An 18012-nucleotide genomic window follows, 5' to 3' on the forward strand; every position below is an offset into this window, starting at 1 on the left:
CCTTGCCCCGCACCTGAATGCCTCTGTATCGATGGTCCTGCGACGCAGTGATCACGGGGAGGGCCGGCCAGGGCCCTGGTCCCGGCCGTCCGGCCCTCTCGCGGGGCCGAACGGCCCACCCCCGTCACGGACGCTCACACGACGGGCAGCTCCGGGCGGACGAGCGTGCCCGACCGGCCGTGGACGATCTCGTACGCCGCGTCCAGGGCGCCGATCGCGGCCAGTCCCCCGGTGTGTTCGACGAACCGGGCGGCTGCCTCGGCCTTGGGGCCCATCGAGCCCTCGGGGAATCCGCCCCGGCGCAGATCGGCGGGGGTGGCGCCGAGAACGGGCTGCTGGTCGGGGGTGCCGTAGCCGGTGTAGACGCAGGGCACGTCGGTGAGGATGAGCAGGAAGTCGGCCTTGAGGTGCTCGGCGAGCAGGGCTGCTGTGAAGTCCTTGTCGATGACGGCCTCCGCCCCGGTGAGCGCGCCGGTGTCGGCGTCGGCGGTGACGGGCACGCCTCCGCCGCCCGCGCAGATGACGAGCGTGCCGCTGCCCAGCAGGTCGTGGATCGTGTCTGTCTCCAGGATCCGTTCGGGCGCCGGGGAGGGGACGACGCGGCGCCAGCCGGTGGTGTCGGCGGCGATGTGCCAGCCGCGTTCACGGGCGAGCGCGGACGCCACGTCGTAGGGGTACACCTGGCCGACGAACTTCGCGGGGTGCTCGAAGGCCGGGTCGTCGGCCCGGACGAGGGTGTGGGTGACCAGCGCGGCGATCCGGCGTCCGGGCAGGGCGTCGTGCAGAGTGCGGGCCAGCAGGGAGCCGATCATGCCCTGGGTCTGCGCGCCGAGCAGGTCCAGCGGGTACGGGGCGCTCAGGGCCGGGTCGGCGGCGCTCTCCATGGCGAGGAGGCCGATCTGGGGGCCGTTGCCGTGCGTGATGACGATCTCGTGCTCGGTGGCGAGGGCGGCGATCGCGGTGGTCACCCGGTCGATGTTCGCCTCCTGGACGGCCGCGTCGGGGTGTTCGCCGCGGTGCAGCAGGGCGTTGCCGCCGAGCGCGATGACGATACGCATGGCTCAGTCCTCCAGGGTGGCGACGAGTACGGCCTTGATGGTGTGCAGTCGGTTCTCCGCCTGGTCGAAGACGATCGAGGCGGGGGACGAGAAGATCTCGTCGGTGACCTCCAGGCCGTCCAGTCCGTAGGTGTCGAAGAGGTCCTGGCCGAGGTGGGTGCGTCGGTCGTGCAGGGCCGGCAGGCAGTGCATGAACTTGACGTCCGGGTTTCCGGTGGCGGCCAGCGTCTTGTCGTTCACCTGGTACGGGAGGAGCAGTTCGATCCGCTTCCGCCAGGAGTCGGCGGGCTCGCCCATGGAGACCCAGACGTCGGTGTGCAGGAAGTCCGCTCCGTGTACGGCGGTCTCGACGTCCTCGGTGAGGGTGATGCGGGCTCCGCTGTCCGCGCCCAACTCCCTGCAGGCAGCGACCAGTTCGGCCGCCGGCCACAGTTCCGTGGGTGCGGCGATGCGTACGTCCATGCCGAGCAGGGCGCCCATGGACAGCAGCGAGTTGCCCATGTTGTTGCGGGCGTCGCCGAGGTAGCAGTAGGCGATGTCGGGCAAAGGCTTCGGGCTGTGCTCGTCCATGGTCAGGACGTCGCACAGGCTCTGGGTGGGGTGCGCGGTGTCGGTCAGGCCGTTGTAGACGGGGACCCCGGACCGGGCGGCGAGTTCGGTGACGGTCGACTGGGCGGAGCCGCGGTACTCGATGGCGTCGAACATCCGGCCCAGCACCCGGGCGGTGTCGGCGATGGACTCCTTGCTGCCGACGTGGGTGTCGCCGGGGCCGAGGTAGGTGGTGCGGGCGCCCTGGTCGGCGGCGGCGACCTCGAAGGCGCAGCGGGTGCGCGTGGAGGTCTTCTCGAAGATCAGCGCGAGGTTGCGCCCGGTCAGCCGGGGCTGTTCGGTGCCGTTGCGCTTGGCCGCCTTGAGGTCGGCGGCGAGGTCGAGGAGGTGGTGGATCTCGGTGGCGGTGTGGTCGAGTTCGCTCAGGTAGGAACGGCCTCGCAGGTCGACAGTCATGGTGAAGTCCCCTTGCTGGGTCAGGCGGCCGGGTCGCGTTCGATGGGGCAGCTCATGCAGCGCGGTCCGCCCCGGCCGCGGCCGAGTTCGGCGCCGGCGATGGTGACGATCTCGATGCCCTGCTTGCGGAGGTAGGTGTTGGTGGTGACGTTGCGCTCGTAGCCGACGACGACACCGGGGGCGAGGGCGAGGAAGTTGCTGCCGTCGTCCCATTGCTCGCGCTCGGCGCTGCGGATGTCCTGCGGCGCGGACAGCATCCGGACCTTGTCCAGGTCGAGGGCCTCGGCCAGGGCGCCGGCCAGGTCGGAGTTCGGGGTGACCTCGAAGCCGGTCTCGCGGGCGTCGCTGGGCGTGAGCGTCCACGAGCGGAGGGAGTCCGCGAGGCCCGGGTAGATGGTGAAGGCGTCGCGGTCGACCATGGTGAGCACGGTGTCGAGGTGCATGTAGGCCCGGGCGGCGGGGAGTTGGACGGCGAGCAACCGGCTTGCCGTGCCGGTGGCGAAGAGCCGGGAGGCCAGGTTCTCCACGGCCTGGGCGGTGGTGCGCTCCCCCATGCCGACCATGACGGCGCCGTGGCCGAGGACGTGGACGTCGCCGCCCTCCAGGGTGCCGACCTCGCCGTCCAGGAGTGGTGTGGTGACGGTGCCGGCGAACATCGGGTGGTAGCGGTAGACGGCCTCGGCGTGCAGGCTTTCGCGGCGCCGGGCAGGCTTGGCCATCGGGTTGACCGACAGGCCGTCGTACATCCAGCAGGAGTTGTCGCGCGGGAAGAGGTGGTTGGGGAGCGGTGTGAGCGCGAAGTCCTCGGCGTCGAGGGTGTTCCAGACCAGGCTGTGCGGGGTGGGGAGCGTCAGGTCGCTCTTGAGGATGCCGCCGATGAGGTGGCCGGCGAGCGTCTCTCCGTCGAGGTCGATGCACAGCTCTCGCAGGGGGTCGATCAGTGCCGGGCCGACGGTGGCCGGGGTGACGACCCGCTCCAGCAGCCAGTCGCGGGCTTCGGGATCGGCGAGCGTCTGGGCGAGCAGGTCGGCGAAGTAGTGGACGCGGGCGCCGTGGTCACGCAGGACCTGGGCGAAGGCGTCGTGCTCCTCGCGGGCGCGCTTGGCCCACAGGATGTCATCGAACAGGAGGGCGTCGACGTTGCGCGGGGTCAGCCGGGAGAGTTCCAGGCCGGGGCGGTGCAGGATCACCTGGCGGAGGCGGCCGACCTCGGAGTCGACGTGGAAGGCGGTGGCGTTCATGGCGGGGCTGCTCCTCTGGTCGTACGGGTGGGTGCCTGGCGCGGGGCGCGGTCAATCGCGGTTGCGGAGGCGGTCGCGCCGGAGGCCACCGATGCGGCCGGTCGGTACCGCGCGGGAGATCCGCTTGACCGGCGGCGTCACGGTCTCGGGGGCCCGCACCTCGGGGACGGCCGCCGGGGCCGGCTCCTCGCCGTACACGCCCTGGCCCCGCTTCAGCCACACGTACACCGGCAGGCCGAGCAGCAGGACGAACAGGCCGTAGTAGACGGTCTGGTAGCCGCTTCCCTGGATCGCCCAGTACGAGAAGAGCATCGCCAGGCCGGAGACCGTGATGTCGCCGGCCAGGCGTCGGCCGGCGATGCTCTCGCGTCCGCGCGCCAGCAGCCAGTACAGCTGGGCGGCGGCCGAGAACAGGTACGGGATCACGGCCGTGAGCACGCTCAGCAGCACGATCTTGGTGAAGACGTCGTCGAAGCGGGTGTAGCTGAAGATCGTGATCAGGGAGGCGAGGACGGTCGAGGCGACGATGCCGAAGACCGGGACGCCGTTCTCGCCGCGCAGCTTCGCGAAGGCGCTGGGGAAGAGTCCGTCGCGGGCGGCGGCGTACGGCATCTCGGCGCAGAGCATGGTCCAGCCGTTCAGCGCGCCGATTCCGGAGACGATCGCGGCGACGGCGACCGTGTTGCCGGCCCAGGTGCCGCCGAGGATGTTGTTGGCGGCGTCGGTGAACGGGGCGGTGGAGACGCCGAGTCGGCCGTGCGAGACGGTGCCGAAGACGGCGAGGGTGCCCAGGATGTAGATGACGGCGCAGGCGAGGGTGCCGTAGACGGTGGCGCGCGGCACGTTGCGGTCTGGCTCGCGGACGCGCCCGGCGACCACCGAGGCGGCCTCCAGGCCGATGTAGCTGAAGAGCGCGATCGGCGCGGCGGCCGAGATCGCGCCCATCGCCGACTGGCCGCTGGCGTTGAACGGACCGAAGTTGTGCGGGTCGACGAACAGCAGGCCGATGGTGGCCATGAAGAGCAGCGGGATAAGGCGCCCATGTTCCGTACGCCGGTGAGGTTGATCGCGGCCGGTATCCAGAGCCCCACCAGCGCGATGCCTATCGAAATCGCCGTCTTGTGGCCGGTGTTGACGAACACCTCGACATAGCCGACCCAGGCCACCACGATCGCGGCGTTCCCCGCCCAGGCGGTGATCCAGTACGACCAGGCGTTGAGGAATCCGGCGAACTCACCGAATGCCTCACGAGCGTAGACGTACGGTCCGCCGCTCCCCGGAACCCGCTTCGACAGCGCCCCGAAGGTCACCGCCAGCGCGAGTGCGCCCAGCGTGACGACCCCGAACGCCACGAGCGCGATCGGCCCGTACGGCGCGAGAGCCGAGGGAAGTGCGAACACCCCGGTCCCGATGATGGTGCCGACCACGAGCGCGGTCGCACCGGAGAGGCCGAGTGCCGCCTTGGGAACCGCTCCCTCACTGCTTCTTGAGGTCCTGGGCATGGTGGTGCTCCTTGTGCGGGTCGTTACGGGGGATCGATCTGTGCACGATCCTTCTCGGCGGCGCTGATCGTGGTCAGTGGCCGAATATCCCCACCCGGGACCATTGGTCCCGGCCGCCGCGTCCCGAACGGCCCACCGACGTGACTCGTCGACCTGAGGCCGTTCGCGTGTGTGACGGCCTCTCAACAGCTGCCCGGCCAGACCCGGGCAACAGGACTGGTGATGATCCGGGGCGCGGTCGCCGATCCTGGTGGCACCGGGGGATCGCTGATGAGAACGTGTCCGCCGGAGGGCGGGCTGCGCGACACGGCTGCCGACCGCCGGTGCCCCTGGCAGGCCACCCGGCACGAATCCGGGAGAGAAGCCAGGTGAGCAGCGACTTCAAGTCGGTCGAGGTGTCCTGTGCTCTGGACGTGGGCACGTCCGAGCACCACGGCAGGGCTCTGCCGGCGAACGGCCGCGAGACGTTGGGCAAGCCGCATCTCAACAACGAGCCGCAGCTGCGGGACTCGCAGGAAGGTGCCGGCAGCCGCCGCGACTGCGGGAGCCCTCGATCAAATCACGTCCGACTTTGCCGGAGGCGCTGATTCGGCGTTCATTCCGGCAAGTAAGGCATCATGAATAGACGCTTAGCGACAAAAGTCCCGCAAGGGGGCTCATGGATGCTGAGATATTCCATGGAACCGGGCAGGCGCAGGGCGCAACTCCGCACGATCCCCGTATCCGAGGAGCCGTTTCGCGCGCTGCTGGAGGCGGCTCCCGACGCGATGGTGATCGTGGACGACGCCGGGGTGATCCGTCTGGTCAACGCCCAGACGGAGACGCTGTTCGGGCACCCCCGCAGTGAACTGCTCGGCCGTCCCATCGAAATCCTGGTCCCGCAGCGCTTCCGGGACCAGCATCCGGGCCACCGTCTGGGCTACTCCGCGAACCAGCAGGTCCGCCCCATGGGTGCCGACCTCGAACTGTACGGACTGCGCCGGGACGGAGCCGAGTTCCCCGTCGAGATCAGCCTCAGTCCCTTGCAGACCCCCGACGGACTCCTGATCTCCGCCGCCGTGCGCGACGTCAGTGAACGCAAGGCCGCCGAGGCCCGTTTCCGCGCCCTGCTGGAGGCCGCCCCGGACGCCATTGTCATCGTGGACGACGCCGGCACCATTCAGCTCGTCAACGCACAGACCGAAGCCCTCTTCGGCTACCGGCGCGAAGAACTCCTGGGACACCGGGTGGAAATCCTGGTGCCCCATCGGTTTCATCACCACCACCCCGCCCACCGCCACGGCTACGTCGACAACCACCGTGTACGCCCCATGGGCGCCGGCCTGGACCTGTACGGGTTACGCAAGGACGGCGTCGAGTTCCCCGTCGAGATCAGCCTCAGCCCCCTGGAAACCCCGGAGGGCACCCTGGTCTCCGCCGCCATCCGCGACGTCACCGAACGCAAGGCCGCTGAGACCCAACTCGCCGAACTCTACGAACAGCAGCGCCACGTCGCCCTGACCCTGCAGCGCAGCCTGATGGGCTCACCGGCCCCGGTGCCCGGCATGGACACCTCCAGCCGATACTTTCCCGCCCGGCAGGGCCCCGGCGTCGGCGGGGACTGGTTCGACCTCATCGCACTGGGCGGCGGCCGGGTAGGAGTGCTGATCGGCGACGTCATGGGGCGCGGGCTGGAAGCCGCCGCCGTCATGGGACAACTGCGCTCGGCCTCGCACGCCCTGGCCAAGACCGGCATGCCGCCCTGGCAGCTGATGCGAGCCCTGGACGCGGTCGTCAGCGAACTGCCCGACCAACTCGTCACCTGCTGCTACCTGATCCTGGACCCCGACGACAGCGCCCTGACCGTATGCTCAGCCGGACATCTGCCGGTCCTGCTGGTGGACTCCACCGGACAGGTCCGCAGGCTCCCGGTGCCCGTCAGTGTCCCCCTGGGCGTCGGCGAGGTACCCCACCAGGAAACCCGGCTCACCGTGCCACCAGCCTCGGTACTCGCCCTGTACACCGACGGCCTGGTGGAGACCCCCACCAGCGACATCGAAGAGCAGATCGACACCCTCGCCATCGCCCTGGAAAAAGCCACCGCCGACACTCCCTGCCTGGAGACGGCCGCCGACTCCGTACTCGCCGCCCTGCTGCCGGGCCCCCAGGACTACGCCGACGACGTGACCCTCCTGCTCGCCCGCATCCCTCCGACTCCGGTGACCGCCGTCTCCGCGCTCCTGCCGGCCCAGCCCGTCAGCGTGGGCGACGGACGCCGCTTCCTGCGTCGCACCCTGCGGGACTGGGACTGCGAAACCCTGACCGACACCGCCTGCCTCCTGGCCTCCGAACTCCTGTCCAACTCGGTGCGCCACGCCTGTGACCCCCTACGGCTGCGCCTGCGCCGCACCAGGGACGAACTCCACATCGAAGTCAGCGACGGCAGCCCCGTCCTGCCCCACGCCAGGACCGCAGGCCTCGACGAGGAGTCGGGCCGCGGACTGACCCTGCTCAACCAACTTGCCGCCGCCTGGGGCACCTTGCCCACCCAGGAAGGCAAAGCCGTATGGTTCGCGCTCCCCCTCCCTGACCCCGCGCACCGCCCAGAAGAGGTCAGGACAGGGGATGCGGGAGACGTTCCGCAGTAACACCGCTACCTGAGCATCTACGTTTGAACGGCTGACGATCAGAGGCTGACGCGGTTGAACGGCGCGATGGAGTGCGATGTGAGGCGCTCCTGAGCCTCCATCGATCCCGGAGCGCTTCAGCCTCCGCGTGAAAGCCGCCTCCCCGACGCCGAAGGCCAGTTCGAGCGGATTCCAAAACTTCGTCGGCCTGCGGAGCCAATGTGCTCCTGCGCGACGGCGCCCCCCCATCTGGCGAGGATCGGCCTCGTGGGCCCGCAGGATCACCGGCGAAGCCACCTTGAACGAGGCTGGCACAAGTCCCGTGGCCTTGGAGTTACGACGCTCTTCGGCCACCTGTGAGACCTGTGCCTACGGCTATACCTACCTGCTGTCGCTGTTTCCGGTCGTGTCCATGAGGGCCGCCCGTCCGGCCTCCAGCCGTGCCGCCGGTATGCGGAACGGCGAGCAGGAGACGTAGTCGAGGCCCACCCGGTGGAAGAAGTGGATGGACTCGGGGTCGCCGCCGTGTTCGCCGCAGACCCCGGTCTCCAGGCGGGAGTTGACGGCGCGGCCCGCCTCGACGGCCAGTTCCACGAGTCGGCCCACGCCCTCCTGGTCGATCGTCTCGAACGGCGACACGGTGAAGATGCCCTTCTCCAGGTACAGGGGGAAGAAGGAGGCTTCAGCGTCGTCGCGGGACAGGCCCCAGGTGGTCTGGGTCAGGTCGTTGGTGCCGAAGGAGAAGAAGTCGGCGTACTCGGCGATGCGTCCCGCGGTGAGCGCGGCGCGCGGCAGCTCGATCATCGTGCCGATCGGGCAGTCTAGGGTCGTGCCGGTCTCCGCCTCGACCTCGGCGAGGACTGCCTCCGCCTCGGTGCGCGCGAGGCGCAGTTCCTCGACCGCGTCGACGAGCGGGATCATGATCTCGGCGCGTGGCCGGCCATCGGCGCGCAGTCGCGCGACCACGGCCTCGGCGATCGCCCGCACCTGCATGGCCATCAGACCGGGTACGGCCAGGCCGAGCCGGACACCGCGCAGGCCGAGCATGGGGTTCTGCTCGTGCATGCGCTCGACGGCGGCGAGGAGTTCGCGGTCGTGCGGGTCCGGGTGCTCGGCGCGGGCCAGGCGTACGGCCAACTCGGTGCGGTCCGGCAGGAATTCGTGCAGCGGCGGGTCGATGAGCCGGATGGTCACCGGCAGGCCGTCCATCGCCGTCAGGATTCCGGTGAAGTCCTCGCGTTGCAGAGGCAGCAGGGCTGCCAGGGCTTCCTGGCGGGCGGTGTCGTCGCGGGCCAGGATCATCGCCTCGACCAGGGCCCTGCGTTCGCCGAGGAACATGTGCTCGGTACGGCACAGGCCGATGCCCTGGGCGCCCAGGCTGCGGGCGTGTACGGCGTCCTCGGGGGTGTCGGCGTTGGCCCGCACTTCGAGGCGTCGTACGGAGTCGGCGTGGGTGAGAGCGCCCAGGACCGCCTCGGTGAGCGGACCACTCGCGGTGCCGGTCTCCAGAGCGCGGCCGACGTCGGACGCGGTCAGCGGGAGTGCGCCGAGGTGGACGGTGCCCGCTGTGCCGTCGACGGAGACGGTGCCGCCCTCGTGCACGACCACGCCTGATTCCGTGGTGAATTGGCGAGCCGCCGGGTCGACGGTGAGGGCTTCGGCGCCGCAGACGCAGACCTTGCCCATACCGCGTGCGACGACGGCCGCGTGGCTGGTCTTGCCGCCCCGGCTGGTCAGGACGGCCTGTGCGGCGATCATGCCAGGGAGGTCGTCGGGGGTGGTCTCGCGGCGGACGAGGACCGTGTCCTCGCCGGCCGCGGCCCGTCGTACGGCCTCGGCGGAGTCGAATACCACGACGCCGACTGCCGCGCCCGGGGAGGCGGGGATGCCCTGTGCGAGGGGCATGTCGGCCGGGGTGGTGTCGAAGCGGGGGAACATCAGGCGGGTCAGTTCGGCGCCGTCGACGCGGACCAGGGACTCGTCCGGCGTGATCGTGCCCTCCTCGCGCAGGTCGTGGGCGATACGGAAGGCGGCCTCGGCGGTGCGCTTGCCGACGCGGGTCTGCAGGATCCACAGTTTGCCGCGCTCGACGGTGAACTCGATGTCGCACAGGTCGCGGTAGTGCTGCTCCAAAGTGCGCAGGTGATCGGCGAGTTGGACGTAGACGCGCGGGTTGAGCCTCTTCAGTTCGATCAGGGGCAGGGCGTCGCGGACGCCCGCGACGACGTCCTCGCCCTGGGCGTCGGGCAGGTAGTCGCCGTACATCCCGCGTTCGCCGGTGGCGGGGTCGCGGGTGAAGGTGACGCCGGTGCCGGAGTCGGCGCCGAGGTTGCCGAAGACCATCGCCTGGACGTTGACGGCGGTGCCGAGGTCCTCGGAGATGTGTTCGCGGTGGCGGTAGATGTGGGCGCGTTCGCCGTTCCAGGAGTCGAAGACCGCGCGGATGGCGCGGGCCAGTTGCTCGGCCGGATCCTGGGGGAAGTCCTCGCCGGTCTCCTTGCGGATGATCGCCTTGAACTCCTCGGTGATCAGGGCGAGTTCGGCGGTGTCAAGGTCGTGGTCGCCGGTCACCTCACGCTGTGCCTTGTGTGCGGTGATGGCCTCCTCGAACAGGTCGCCGTCGACGCCCATCACCGTGTGGCCGAACATCTGGATGAGCCGCCTGTAGGAGTCCCACGCGAAGCGCTCCTGGCCGGATGCCTTGGCGAGCCCGGTGACGGACCGGTCGTTGAGGCCGATGTCGAGGATGGTGTCCATCATGCCGGGCATGGAGAAGCGGGCACCCGAGCGCACGGACACCAGCAGCGGGTCGTCGGACGCGCCGAGGGTGCGGCCCATGGCCCGTTCCAGTCCGGCGAGCGCGCGAGCCGCCTCGACGCCGAACTCGGGCGGCTCATCGCCCGTCTTCAGGTAGGCCGTGCAGGCCTCGGTGGTGACGGTGAATCCGGGCGGCACGGGCAGCCCGAGCCGGGTCATCTCGGCCAGGCCCGCTCCCTTGCCGCCCAGCAGGGCGGCCATGTCCCGGTTGCCTTCGGCGAACTCGTACACGTACTTGGTCGGTACGGTCATCAGGACTCGGGCCTCTCACTCGTGGGGTACGACGGCCACGGGGCAGCCGACGTGATGGATGGCGGCATGAGTGACGGGGCCGATGCGCGGTCCCGCCGGACGGTCGGTGAGGTGTCGGCCGACCACGAGGAGGCTCGCTCCCGAGGCGGCCCGGAGCAGCGCGGACTGGGCCCGGCCCTCCGCGACCGTCTCGGTGACCTCGACGCCGGGGTACTTGTCGCGCCACACCTGGAGTACGGCGGACAGGAAGCCGAGCCATTCCTCGGCCCGCTGCGGTCCGCTCACCAGGCCGATGTCGCCGGGGCCGAGCCCCAGCGGGGACGGTTGCCGCCAGGCGTGGACCACACGAAGCCCCGCGCCGCGCAGCCGTGCCGCCTCGAAGGCGAACTCGATCACCGCGTCGCAGGGGTCGCCCAGGTCGACACCCAGGACTACGTCCCGGAAGCCGGTCAGGATGGAGGGACGTCCGTCGCGCGCCAAAAGGTGTTCGTCGGCGGGTTCCTCGTCCGCCCGGACGAGAACCACGGGACGGGTGGCGCGGGCCACCACGCCCTGCGCGACCGAGCCCACCAGGAGCCCGGTGACACCGCTCAGCCCGCGCGAACCCAGCACCAGCACCTCGGCCCCCTCGGCCGCCTTCAGCAGGGCTGCGGTCGCGGGACCCTCCACCTGCTCGTCGTACGGGCGGACGTTCGGGGCAACGGCACGGACCCTCGCCTTGGCCTGTCGCAGGACGCGCTGGGCCTGATGCCGCTGCGCGGCTGTGACGGGCTCGCCGTCCTCCTGGCGGGGGTGCCAGTTCCAGACGTGCACGAGCCGCAACGACCTGTCGCGGCGTGCCGCCTCGCGGGCGGCCCAGTCGGCGGCGGCGAGACTCTCCACGGAACCGTCGACTCCGGCGATGACGGGCGGCAGCATGATCCGCACCTCCTGCGCTCGGTCTGCTCCTCCCCTCCAGCGTCGTCCTGCGGGCTACCGGCAGGTATGGGCCGCCAGGTCTCCAACCGGGGTCCGTTCGGCCCCAGCGCGCGCCCGTCCCGGACCGTCATGGTGGTAGAGCCACGGACCTGGAGGGCGGCACACCATGGAACGAGTGATCATCGCCGGCGTCGACCGGTCGGCGCGCAGTCGCGTCGCCGCGGACTGGGCCGCCCGAGAGGCGCTGCGGCGCGGGCTGCCCCTGCGGGTGGTGCATGTGGCACCCCCCGAGAACCTCGACCCCGTGGAGCAGTGGCCCTACCGCCCGGACACCGTGGCGGACCACGTGGTCGCCGAACTCACCGCACGGCACCCGTCGTTGACGGCCCGTGCGGTGAGCCTCACCGGGGCACCCGTCCCCGAGCTGCGGGCGGCGAGCGCGCACGCGGAACTGGTCGTGCTCGGTCTGCGCGGCGAGAGCCGGCATGCCGGGGTCGCCCTCGGTTCGACCGGGGCGGCCCTGGCCACCGGGTGCGCCGGACCACTGGTGCTGGTGCCCGGCACCCTCGTGGGGAGGGACGTCCCGGGCCACAACGCCGTGACCGTGGGTGTCGACGCCCGGGACCCGGCGGGCGGTGCGCTCGGCTTCGCCTTCGAGGCCGCCCGGCTGCACCGCGTCCGACTGCACGCGGTGCACGCCTGGGCACTGCCCGCGGGCGCCGCCGCGTCGCCCGTCCCGGTGCCGGAGACGGACCGTGGCACCTGGGAGGACCACGAGGAGGATCTGCTGTCCGACGCGCTGCGCCCGTGGCGCGGGAAGTACCCGGACGTCGACGTCCGGGAGGACGTGCTGCTGTTCCCGCCGGCCGAGGCACTGGCCCACGCCTCGGAGACGTCCGGACTGGTGGTGGTCGGACGGCACACCGCCCCGGGCTCCACCGCACTGGCCCTCCTGGAGCACGCGCGGTGCCCGGTCGCCGTCGTGCCGTCGTAGGCGGGGGCGGGGGCGGGGGCGGTGGGAAGCATGAGGACGCGTACGCACATCGCCGTGATCGGCGTCGGGAACGAGTTCCGGCGCGACGACGGCGTCGGCTGGGCCGTGGTCGAACGGCTCCGGGACCGGGCCGAGGCCGGACCGCTCCCCTCGGGCACCGTGTTCGCGACCTGCGACGGTGATCCCGGCCGACTGATCGCGCTGTGGGAGAGCGCCGCCCTGGCCGTGGTCATCGACGCGGCCCACGCGCACCCGGGCACCCCCGGCCGCATCCACCGGCTCGAACTCGACGCCGGACGCATGGACGGACCGCGGTCCACCAGTTCGCACGGGCTGGGCCTCGGCGAGGCCGTCGAACTGGCCCGGGTCCTGGGACTTCTGCCGGACCACCTGGTCGTGTACGCGGTGGAGGGCGCCGACGGTTCGTTCGGTACCGGTCTCTCCCCCACCGTCGCGGCCGCGGTGGATCCGATCGTGACCGCCGTCGAGAACGAGCTCGCGCGGCACCAGGACGAGTTGGCGGGGGGCTGGTCTTGATGATGCGGCGTTTCCAGGTGTACGGCACCGTCCAGGGCGTCGGCTTCCGCCCCTTCGTGTACCGCACGGCGGCCGACCTCGGCCTCGACGGCTGGGTGGCCAACGTCAACGGTCATGTGGAGGGCGAGGTCACCGGACCGCCCCGCGCGATCGACGAGTTCGCGGCCCGGCTGCGCACCGCCGCCCCCGTCCTGGCCCGGGTACGCCGGGTCCAACTGGCCGATGGCGCACGGCAGTCGGCGTACCGGCCGGGCTTCCACGTGCGGCAGAGCGCGCCCGTACACACGGACGGCACGGTCCGCGAGGTCCCGCCCGACGCGGCGATCTGCGACGCCTGCCTGCGCGAACTGCGCGACCCACGCGACCGGCGCCATCGCTACCCGTTCGTCAACTGCACGGACTGCGGACCGCGCGCCACGATCATCGAGGACCTTCCCTACGACCGGATCCGCACGACCATGAGCCGCTTCCCGCTCTGCGCGGACTGCGCGGCCGAGTACGCCGACCCGGCCGACCGGCGCTTCCAGGCCGAGCCCATCGCCTGTCCCGTCTGCGGACCGGAGCCGGCTTGGGAGGCGCTGCGCGGTGAGGCGGCGCTGCGGGCAGCGGTCAAGTGCCTCGCCGGGGGCGGGATCGTCGCGCTGAAGGGGCTCGGCGGCTACCAACTGGTGTGCGACGCGGGCGATCCGGCGGCCGTGGCGGAGCTGCGGCGCCGCAAGAGGCGCCCGACGAAACCCTTCGCCGTGATGGTCCGTGACCTCCGCACGGCGGCCCGGCTGGCCCGGATCGGCGCCACCGAGCGCGGCGTCCTGACATCGCCGGAACGCCCCGTGGTGCTGCTCGCCCGGATGCCGTGGCACGGCACGGACCCGCTCGCGGCCGAGGTGCATCCCGGCCTGCACCGGATCGGTCTGCTCCTGCCCACCACCGGCCTGCACCACCTCCTGCTCGACGACCTGAACCGGCCGCTCGTGGTCACCAGCGGAAACCTCGGCGCCGAGCCCATCACCATCGAGGACGACGAGGCCCGGCGCGTCCTCTCGGGCGTCGCGGACGGCTTCCTCACCCACGACCGGCCGATCCGTTCCCGCTACGACGACTCGGTGGTGCAGTGCACCGGTCGCACCCGGATCACGGTGCGCCGGGCGCGCGGGCTGGCCCCGGCCCCACTGCCCCTGCGTGTGCACGAACCCGTCGCCGGGGCCGGCGCCCAGCTGAAGCACACGTTCACGCTCGCCGCCGACGGCCGGGCCCATCTCGGGCCGCACACCGGCGACCTGGCGGACGCGGCGACCCATGAGGCGTTCCTGGCGTCGTACGACCAGCTCAAGCGGCTCACTGGCATCGAGCCGGTGGCCCTCGCCCACGATCTGCACCCCGGCTATCTGTCCACACAGTGGGCCGAGGCGCAGGGGCTGCGCCGCGTCCCGGTGCAGCACCATCACGCGCACGTGGCCGCCTGCGCGGCCGAGCACGGGGTGCGGGGTCCGTTCCTCGGGGTCGCCTACGACGGCCTGGGGCTCGGCGACGACGGCACGTTGTGGGGCGGCGAGATCCTCGTCGCCGACCTGAGCGGCTACCGCCGCGTGGGCCGGTTCGCGACAGCTCCGCTGCCCGGCGGCGACGCGGCGGTACGCCATCCTTCCCGTGCGGCCCTCGGCCGGCTGCTCGGCGGCGAGCCACTGGGCTCTCCGCGCCCGTACGCGTGGCTGACCCGGTCCTTCACGAACCGGCTCGATCCGGCCGAGGTGGACATCGTGCGCGCCATGGTCGCCCAGGACGTCAACTGCCCGCTCACGTCCAGCGCCGGTCGGCTCTTCGACACGGTGGCCGCCCTGCTCGGCCTCACCGACCGGGTGAGCTACGAGGGCGAGGCGGCCGTCCTGCTCGAAGCGGCGGCGGGCGACGAGCACGCCGCAGCTCTCGCCCACCGCGTCGTACGCGCACAGGGCCTGTGGGTGTACGACCCTGCCCCCACCCTCGCCGACCTGCTGGAGCGGCAGGCGGACGGGGAGCCCGTGGCCCGGCTGGCCGCCGCCTTCCATGTGACGCTCGCACTGGTCACCGCGGAACTGGTCGCACGGGCGGTGGCCGAGGGCGCGCCGCACACCGTGTGCCTGGGTGGGGGCTGCTTCGTCAACCGGCGGCTGCTGACCGAGGTGAAACGCCGACTGCACGCGCAGGGGATGCGGGTGCTGGTCGGCGGTCAGGTCCCGGTCGGGGACGGCGGAATCAGCTACGGCCAGGCGGCGGTCGCGGCCGCGCGGCTGGCCGGGGAGAGGTGAACGCGCATGTGCCTGGGCATACCGGGACGCGTCCTGGAGATCCACGACGACGCCGGACTCCTGATGTCAACGGTCGACTTCGGCGGTGTCCGCCGCGAGGTCTGCCTCAGCTGCACGCCCGAGGCGGACGTCGGGTCGTACGTCATCGTGCACGTCGGTTTCGCGATCACCCTGGTCGACCAGGCGGAGGCGCGGCGCACGCTCGACGTGCTGCGGGCGATGGCGGGCGCGGTGGAGGGCGAGCTGGGCGAGCCGCTTCCCTGACGGCGTGGGCCGGTCGGCCCGGGAGGGGCCGGTCAGCCCCTGCCGCCGGCCCCCGTCGGGGGCCGAACCTGGCAGTGGAGGAACACAGCGCCATCTCGGACGAACCCCTCGATTGGGAGGACCGGCATGACCCCCACCGCAGCCTCTGCCGTCGTACTCGACCGGCACGGTCTGGACGCTCTGGTCACGGCTCTGGTGGCACAGGGACGCACCGTCGTCGGACCGACCGTCCGCGACGGCGCGATCGTGCTGTCGGAACTGGCCTCGGCGGACGCGCTCCCGTACGGCTGGGGCGTCGAACTGGACGCCGGGCGCTATCGGTTGGTCTCCCGGGAGGACGGCGCCGCCTTCGCGCACAGCGCGGGACCACAGTCCTGGAAGTCGTATCTGCACCCCGCGCGTGAACGGCTGTGGAGCGCCGACCGGTCGCCGGAGGGCCGTGTGGTCTTCAGCGAGCACTCGGCCGAACCGCCGTCGTACGCCTTCCTCGGTGTCCGCCCCTGCGACCTGCGGGCCATCGCGATCCAGGACCGGGTGCTGACCGGCGGGGCGCACGAGGACACCGGGTACGGGAAGCGCCGGCGGCGCGCACTGCTGATCGCCGCCGAGTGCACCGAACCGGGCGCGACCTGCTTCTGCGTGTCCATGGGCGGCGGGCCCGCGGCCGATCCCGGCTACGACCTCGCGCTGACCGAGGTGGTCGACGAGGACGGTCACCGGTTTCTGGTAAGGGTCGGCAGCGAGGAGGGCGCCCGGCTGCTGGAGCAGGTGCCGCACCGCACGGCCGACATGGTCACGGAGGCCACCGCCCGTACCTCGGTGGACGCGGCGCGTGACCGCATGGGCCGTGCCATGCCGCCGGTCGACCTGCGGGCACTGATGGGCGCGAGCCTGGACGCAGAGCGCTGGAACGACGTCGCCGAACGCTGTCTGACCTGTAGCAACTGCACGATGGTCTGCCCCACCTGCTTCTGTACCACCACGGAGGAGGTCACCGACCTGACCGGTGACCACACCGAGCGCTGGCAGCGCTGGGACTCCTGCTTCGACCTGGACTTCTCGAATCTGCACGGCGGGCCGGTCCGCGCCACGCCCCGCAGCCGCTACCGGCAGTGGCTCACCCACAAGCTCTCCACCTGGCACGACCAGTTCGACACCTCCGGCTGCGTGGGCTGCGGGCGCTGTATCGCCTGGTGCCCGGCCGGCATCGACATCACGGAGGAAGTCGCGGCTCTGGATGCCGAACACGGAACGGAGACGGACTGATGCCTCCCTCGATGGCCCTCCGTATGAACCACGCGCTGCCCCACAACCACCGTCAACGACTGCTGCGCGTCGGTCGCGAGGTCCAATTCCCGCCCGGCACCCGGCTGTTCGAGGAGGGCGGGCACGCCGACCGGTTCTGGATCGTCCGGGACGGCACCGTCGCCCTCGACATCCACGTGCCAGGCCGCCGGCCCCCGGTCGTCGAGACACTCGGTGTCGGTGACCTCGTCGGCTGGTCCTGGCTGTACGAGCCGTACGTCTGGCAGTTGGGCGCCGTGGCGGTGACCCGGCTGCGGGCCTACGAGTTCGACGCCGTGGCCGTCCGACTGATGTGCCTGGACGACCCTCCCTTCGGCCAGGCCATCGAGCACTGGGTCGGCCGGGTGCTGGCCCACCGGCTCAACGCGGCCCGCGCCCGCATGGTCGACCTGTACGGGACGTACGAGACGAAGGAACCACGATGACCGCCGTACCGGTCCCCCACCGCGTGGTCGCCCGCCGACAGGAGACCGGCGACACGGTGACACTGCGACTCGAACCCGTGAACGACGCGCTGCCCGACTTCGTGCCGGGACAGTTCGCGATGGTGCACTGCTTCGGCCGCGGGGAGATCCCCATCTCAGTGAGCTCCGTGCAGGCCACCGGTGGGCTCGCGCACACGATCCGTTCGGTGGGCGCGGTCTCCGACGGGCTGTGCGCGGCCCGGGTCGGTGACGTCGTCGGCATCCGCGGTCCGTACGGCATGAGTTGGGGGCTGGAGCGGGCGCGCGGGCGCGACATGCTGGTCGTGGCGGGCGGCATCGGGCTCGCCCCGCTGCGGCCGCTGATCCTGCGCGCGCTGGCCGAGCCTGAGGCGTACCGCCGGGTCAACGTGCTGATCGGAGCACGCACCCCGGACGACCTGATCGGCCGGAAGGAGATCGAGAGCTGGGCCACCGCGTACACCGGCGTCACGGTCGACCAGCCCGACGCCGACTGGCACGGGGACGTCGGCGTGGTCACCCAACTGCTCGGGCGGGCGCACTTCGACCCGGACGCGACGACGGCGTTCGTCTGCGGTCCCGAGCCGATGATCCGAGCCACCGCCCGCGAACTCGCCCACCGCGGCGTTCCCCGCGACCGGATCCGGGTCTCGCTGGAGCGCAACATGCGCTGCGCGACCGGACACTGCGGGCACTGCCAGCTCGGTCCGGTGCTGGTATGCCAGGCCGGTCCGGTCGTGGGCTGGGACCTGGCCGAACCCCTTCTTTCCGTAAGGGAGTTGTGA

General features: G+C 71.6%; 13 protein-coding genes and 1 pseudogene. 8 read left to right on the plus strand and 6 right to left on the minus strand.

What is annotated here, in order from left to right:
• Positions 1-134: 134 nt before the first annotated feature.
• From ACFYZ8_RS09070 to ACFYZ8_RS09085, 4 genes and pseudogenes are all read right to left on the minus strand, one after another.
• Positions 135-1058 carry a carbamate kinase gene (locus tag ACFYZ8_RS09070; protein ID WP_359028565.1) on the minus strand — a complete coding sequence of 308 codons (924 nt, stop codon included), beginning with the start codon at positions 1056-1058 and terminating at the stop codon, positions 135-137.
• 3 nt (positions 1059-1061) lie between these two features.
• The gene (gene argF / locus ACFYZ8_RS09075; RefSeq protein ID WP_388531079.1) at positions 1062-2063 is read right to left on the minus strand and encodes an ornithine carbamoyltransferase; all 1002 of its coding nucleotides are present in this window, start codon (positions 2061-2063) and stop codon (positions 1062-1064) included.
• Positions 2064-2083: 20 nt separating this feature from the next.
• The gene (locus ACFYZ8_RS09080; RefSeq protein ID WP_388531076.1) at positions 2084-3304 is read right to left on the minus strand and encodes an arginine deiminase; all 1221 of its coding nucleotides are present in this window, start codon (positions 3302-3304) and stop codon (positions 2084-2086) included.
• Positions 3305-3355: 51 nt separating this feature from the next.
• A pseudogene (locus ACFYZ8_RS09085) lies at positions 3356-4731 on the minus strand (amino acid permease).
• Positions 4732-5468: 737 nt separating this feature from the next.
• On the opposite strand from ACFYZ8_RS09085, the gene ACFYZ8_RS09090 reads away from it, so the two are divergent.
• A complete protein-coding gene (locus ACFYZ8_RS09090; RefSeq protein ID WP_388531073.1) occupies positions 5469-7433 on the plus strand; it encodes a PAS domain S-box protein in 1965 nt (654 codons plus the stop codon).
• A gap of 360 nt (positions 7434-7793) precedes the next feature.
• Here ACFYZ8_RS09090 and ppdK read toward each other — a convergent pair whose 3' ends face one another.
• Together ppdK and ACFYZ8_RS09100 are read right to left on the minus strand one after the other, a co-directional pair.
• Positions 7794-10481, minus strand: a complete 2688-nt coding sequence (ppdK, locus tag ACFYZ8_RS09095) for a pyruvate, phosphate dikinase (protein WP_388531070.1) — start codon at positions 10479-10481, stop codon at positions 7794-7796.
• A gap of 15 nt (positions 10482-10496) precedes the next feature.
• Positions 10497-11399, minus strand: coding sequence for a universal stress protein (locus ACFYZ8_RS09100; protein WP_388531067.1), 903 nt, complete (start codon positions 11397-11399; stop codon positions 10497-10499).
• A 166-nt stretch (positions 11400-11565) separates the two neighbouring features.
• Here ACFYZ8_RS09100 and ACFYZ8_RS09105 point away from each other — a divergent pair, with 166 nt between their 5' ends.
• The 7 genes from ACFYZ8_RS09105 (at position 11566) to ACFYZ8_RS09135 (ending at position 18012) form a co-directional block, all read left to right on the plus strand.
• On the plus strand, positions 11566-12393 hold the full coding sequence (locus ACFYZ8_RS09105) for a universal stress protein (protein WP_388531065.1): 828 nt from the start codon (positions 11566-11568) through the stop codon (positions 12391-12393).
• A 30-nt stretch (positions 12394-12423) separates the two neighbouring features.
• A complete protein-coding gene (locus ACFYZ8_RS09110) occupies positions 12424-12930 on the plus strand; it encodes a hydrogenase maturation protease (protein ID WP_388531062.1) in 507 nt (168 codons plus the stop codon).
• Complete coding sequence (gene hypF, locus ACFYZ8_RS09115; protein ID WP_388532096.1) at positions 12930-15215, plus strand: carbamoyltransferase HypF; 2286 nt, start codon at positions 12930-12932, stop codon at positions 15213-15215. The genes ACFYZ8_RS09110 and hypF overlap by 1 nt, the downstream gene beginning before the upstream one ends.
• A 6-nt stretch (positions 15216-15221) precedes the next feature.
• On the plus strand, positions 15222-15479 hold the full coding sequence (locus ACFYZ8_RS09120) for a HypC/HybG/HupF family hydrogenase formation chaperone (RefSeq protein ID WP_359028555.1): 258 nt from the start codon (positions 15222-15224) through the stop codon (positions 15477-15479).
• A gap of 126 nt (positions 15480-15605) precedes the next feature.
• Entirely contained in the window at positions 15606-16745 is a 1140-nt protein-coding gene (locus ACFYZ8_RS09125; RefSeq protein WP_388531059.1) for a 4Fe-4S dicluster domain-containing protein, read from the plus strand.
• The gene (locus ACFYZ8_RS09130; RefSeq protein WP_388531056.1) at positions 16745-17209 is read left to right on the plus strand and encodes a Crp/Fnr family transcriptional regulator; all 465 of its coding nucleotides are present in this window, start codon (positions 16745-16747) and stop codon (positions 17207-17209) included. Before ACFYZ8_RS09125 ends, ACFYZ8_RS09130 begins: the two co-directional genes overlap by 1 nt.
• Positions 17206-18012 carry an FAD/NAD(P)-binding protein gene (locus ACFYZ8_RS09135; protein ID WP_388531053.1) on the plus strand — a complete coding sequence of 269 codons (807 nt, stop codon included), beginning with the start codon at positions 17206-17208 and terminating at the stop codon, positions 18010-18012. The genes ACFYZ8_RS09130 and ACFYZ8_RS09135 overlap by 4 nt, the downstream gene beginning before the upstream one ends.

It is taken from the genome of Streptomyces sp. NPDC001668, from assembly GCF_042893155.1.
Lineage (GTDB): Bacteria > Actinomycetota > Actinomycetes > Streptomycetales > Streptomycetaceae > Streptomyces.

Bases quoted from the DNA above. Each gene is read 5' to 3' on its own strand.
- ACFYZ8_RS09130 (WP_388531056.1), top strand. From the start codon at position 16,745: ATGCCTCCCTCGATGGCCCTCCGTATGAACCACGCGCTGCCCCACAAC.
- ACFYZ8_RS09070 (WP_359028565.1), bottom strand. From the start codon at position 1,058: ATGCGTATCGTCATCGCGCTCGGCGGCAACGCCCTGCTGCACCGCGGC.
- hypF (WP_388532096.1), top strand. From the start codon at position 12,930: ATGATGCGGCGTTTCCAGGTGTACGGCACCGTCCAGGGCGTCGGCTTC.
- ACFYZ8_RS09080 (WP_388531076.1), bottom strand. From the start codon at position 3,304: ATGAACGCCACCGCCTTCCACGTCGACTCCGAGGTCGGCCGCCTCCGC.
- ACFYZ8_RS09100 (WP_388531067.1), bottom strand. From the start codon at position 11,399: ATGCTGCCGCCCGTCATCGCCGGAGTCGACGGTTCCGTGGAGAGTCTC.
- ACFYZ8_RS09125 (WP_388531059.1), top strand. From the start codon at position 15,606: ATGACCCCCACCGCAGCCTCTGCCGTCGTACTCGACCGGCACGGTCTG.
- ACFYZ8_RS09120 (WP_359028555.1), top strand. From the start codon at position 15,222: ATGTGCCTGGGCATACCGGGACGCGTCCTGGAGATCCACGACGACGCC.
- ACFYZ8_RS09105 (WP_388531065.1), top strand. From the start codon at position 11,566: ATGGAACGAGTGATCATCGCCGGCGTCGACCGGTCGGCGCGCAGTCGC.
- argF (WP_388531079.1), bottom strand. From the start codon at position 2,063: ATGACTGTCGACCTGCGAGGCCGTTCCTACCTGAGCGAACTCGACCAC.
- ACFYZ8_RS09090 (WP_388531073.1), top strand. From the start codon at position 5,469: ATGCTGAGATATTCCATGGAACCGGGCAGGCGCAGGGCGCAACTCCGC.
- ACFYZ8_RS09110 (WP_388531062.1), top strand. From the start codon at position 12,424: ATGAGGACGCGTACGCACATCGCCGTGATCGGCGTCGGGAACGAGTTC.
- ppdK (WP_388531070.1), bottom strand. From the start codon at position 10,481: ATGACCGTACCGACCAAGTACGTGTACGAGTTCGCCGAAGGCAACCGG.
- ACFYZ8_RS09135 (WP_388531053.1), top strand. From the start codon at position 17,206: ATGACCGCCGTACCGGTCCCCCACCGCGTGGTCGCCCGCCGACAGGAG.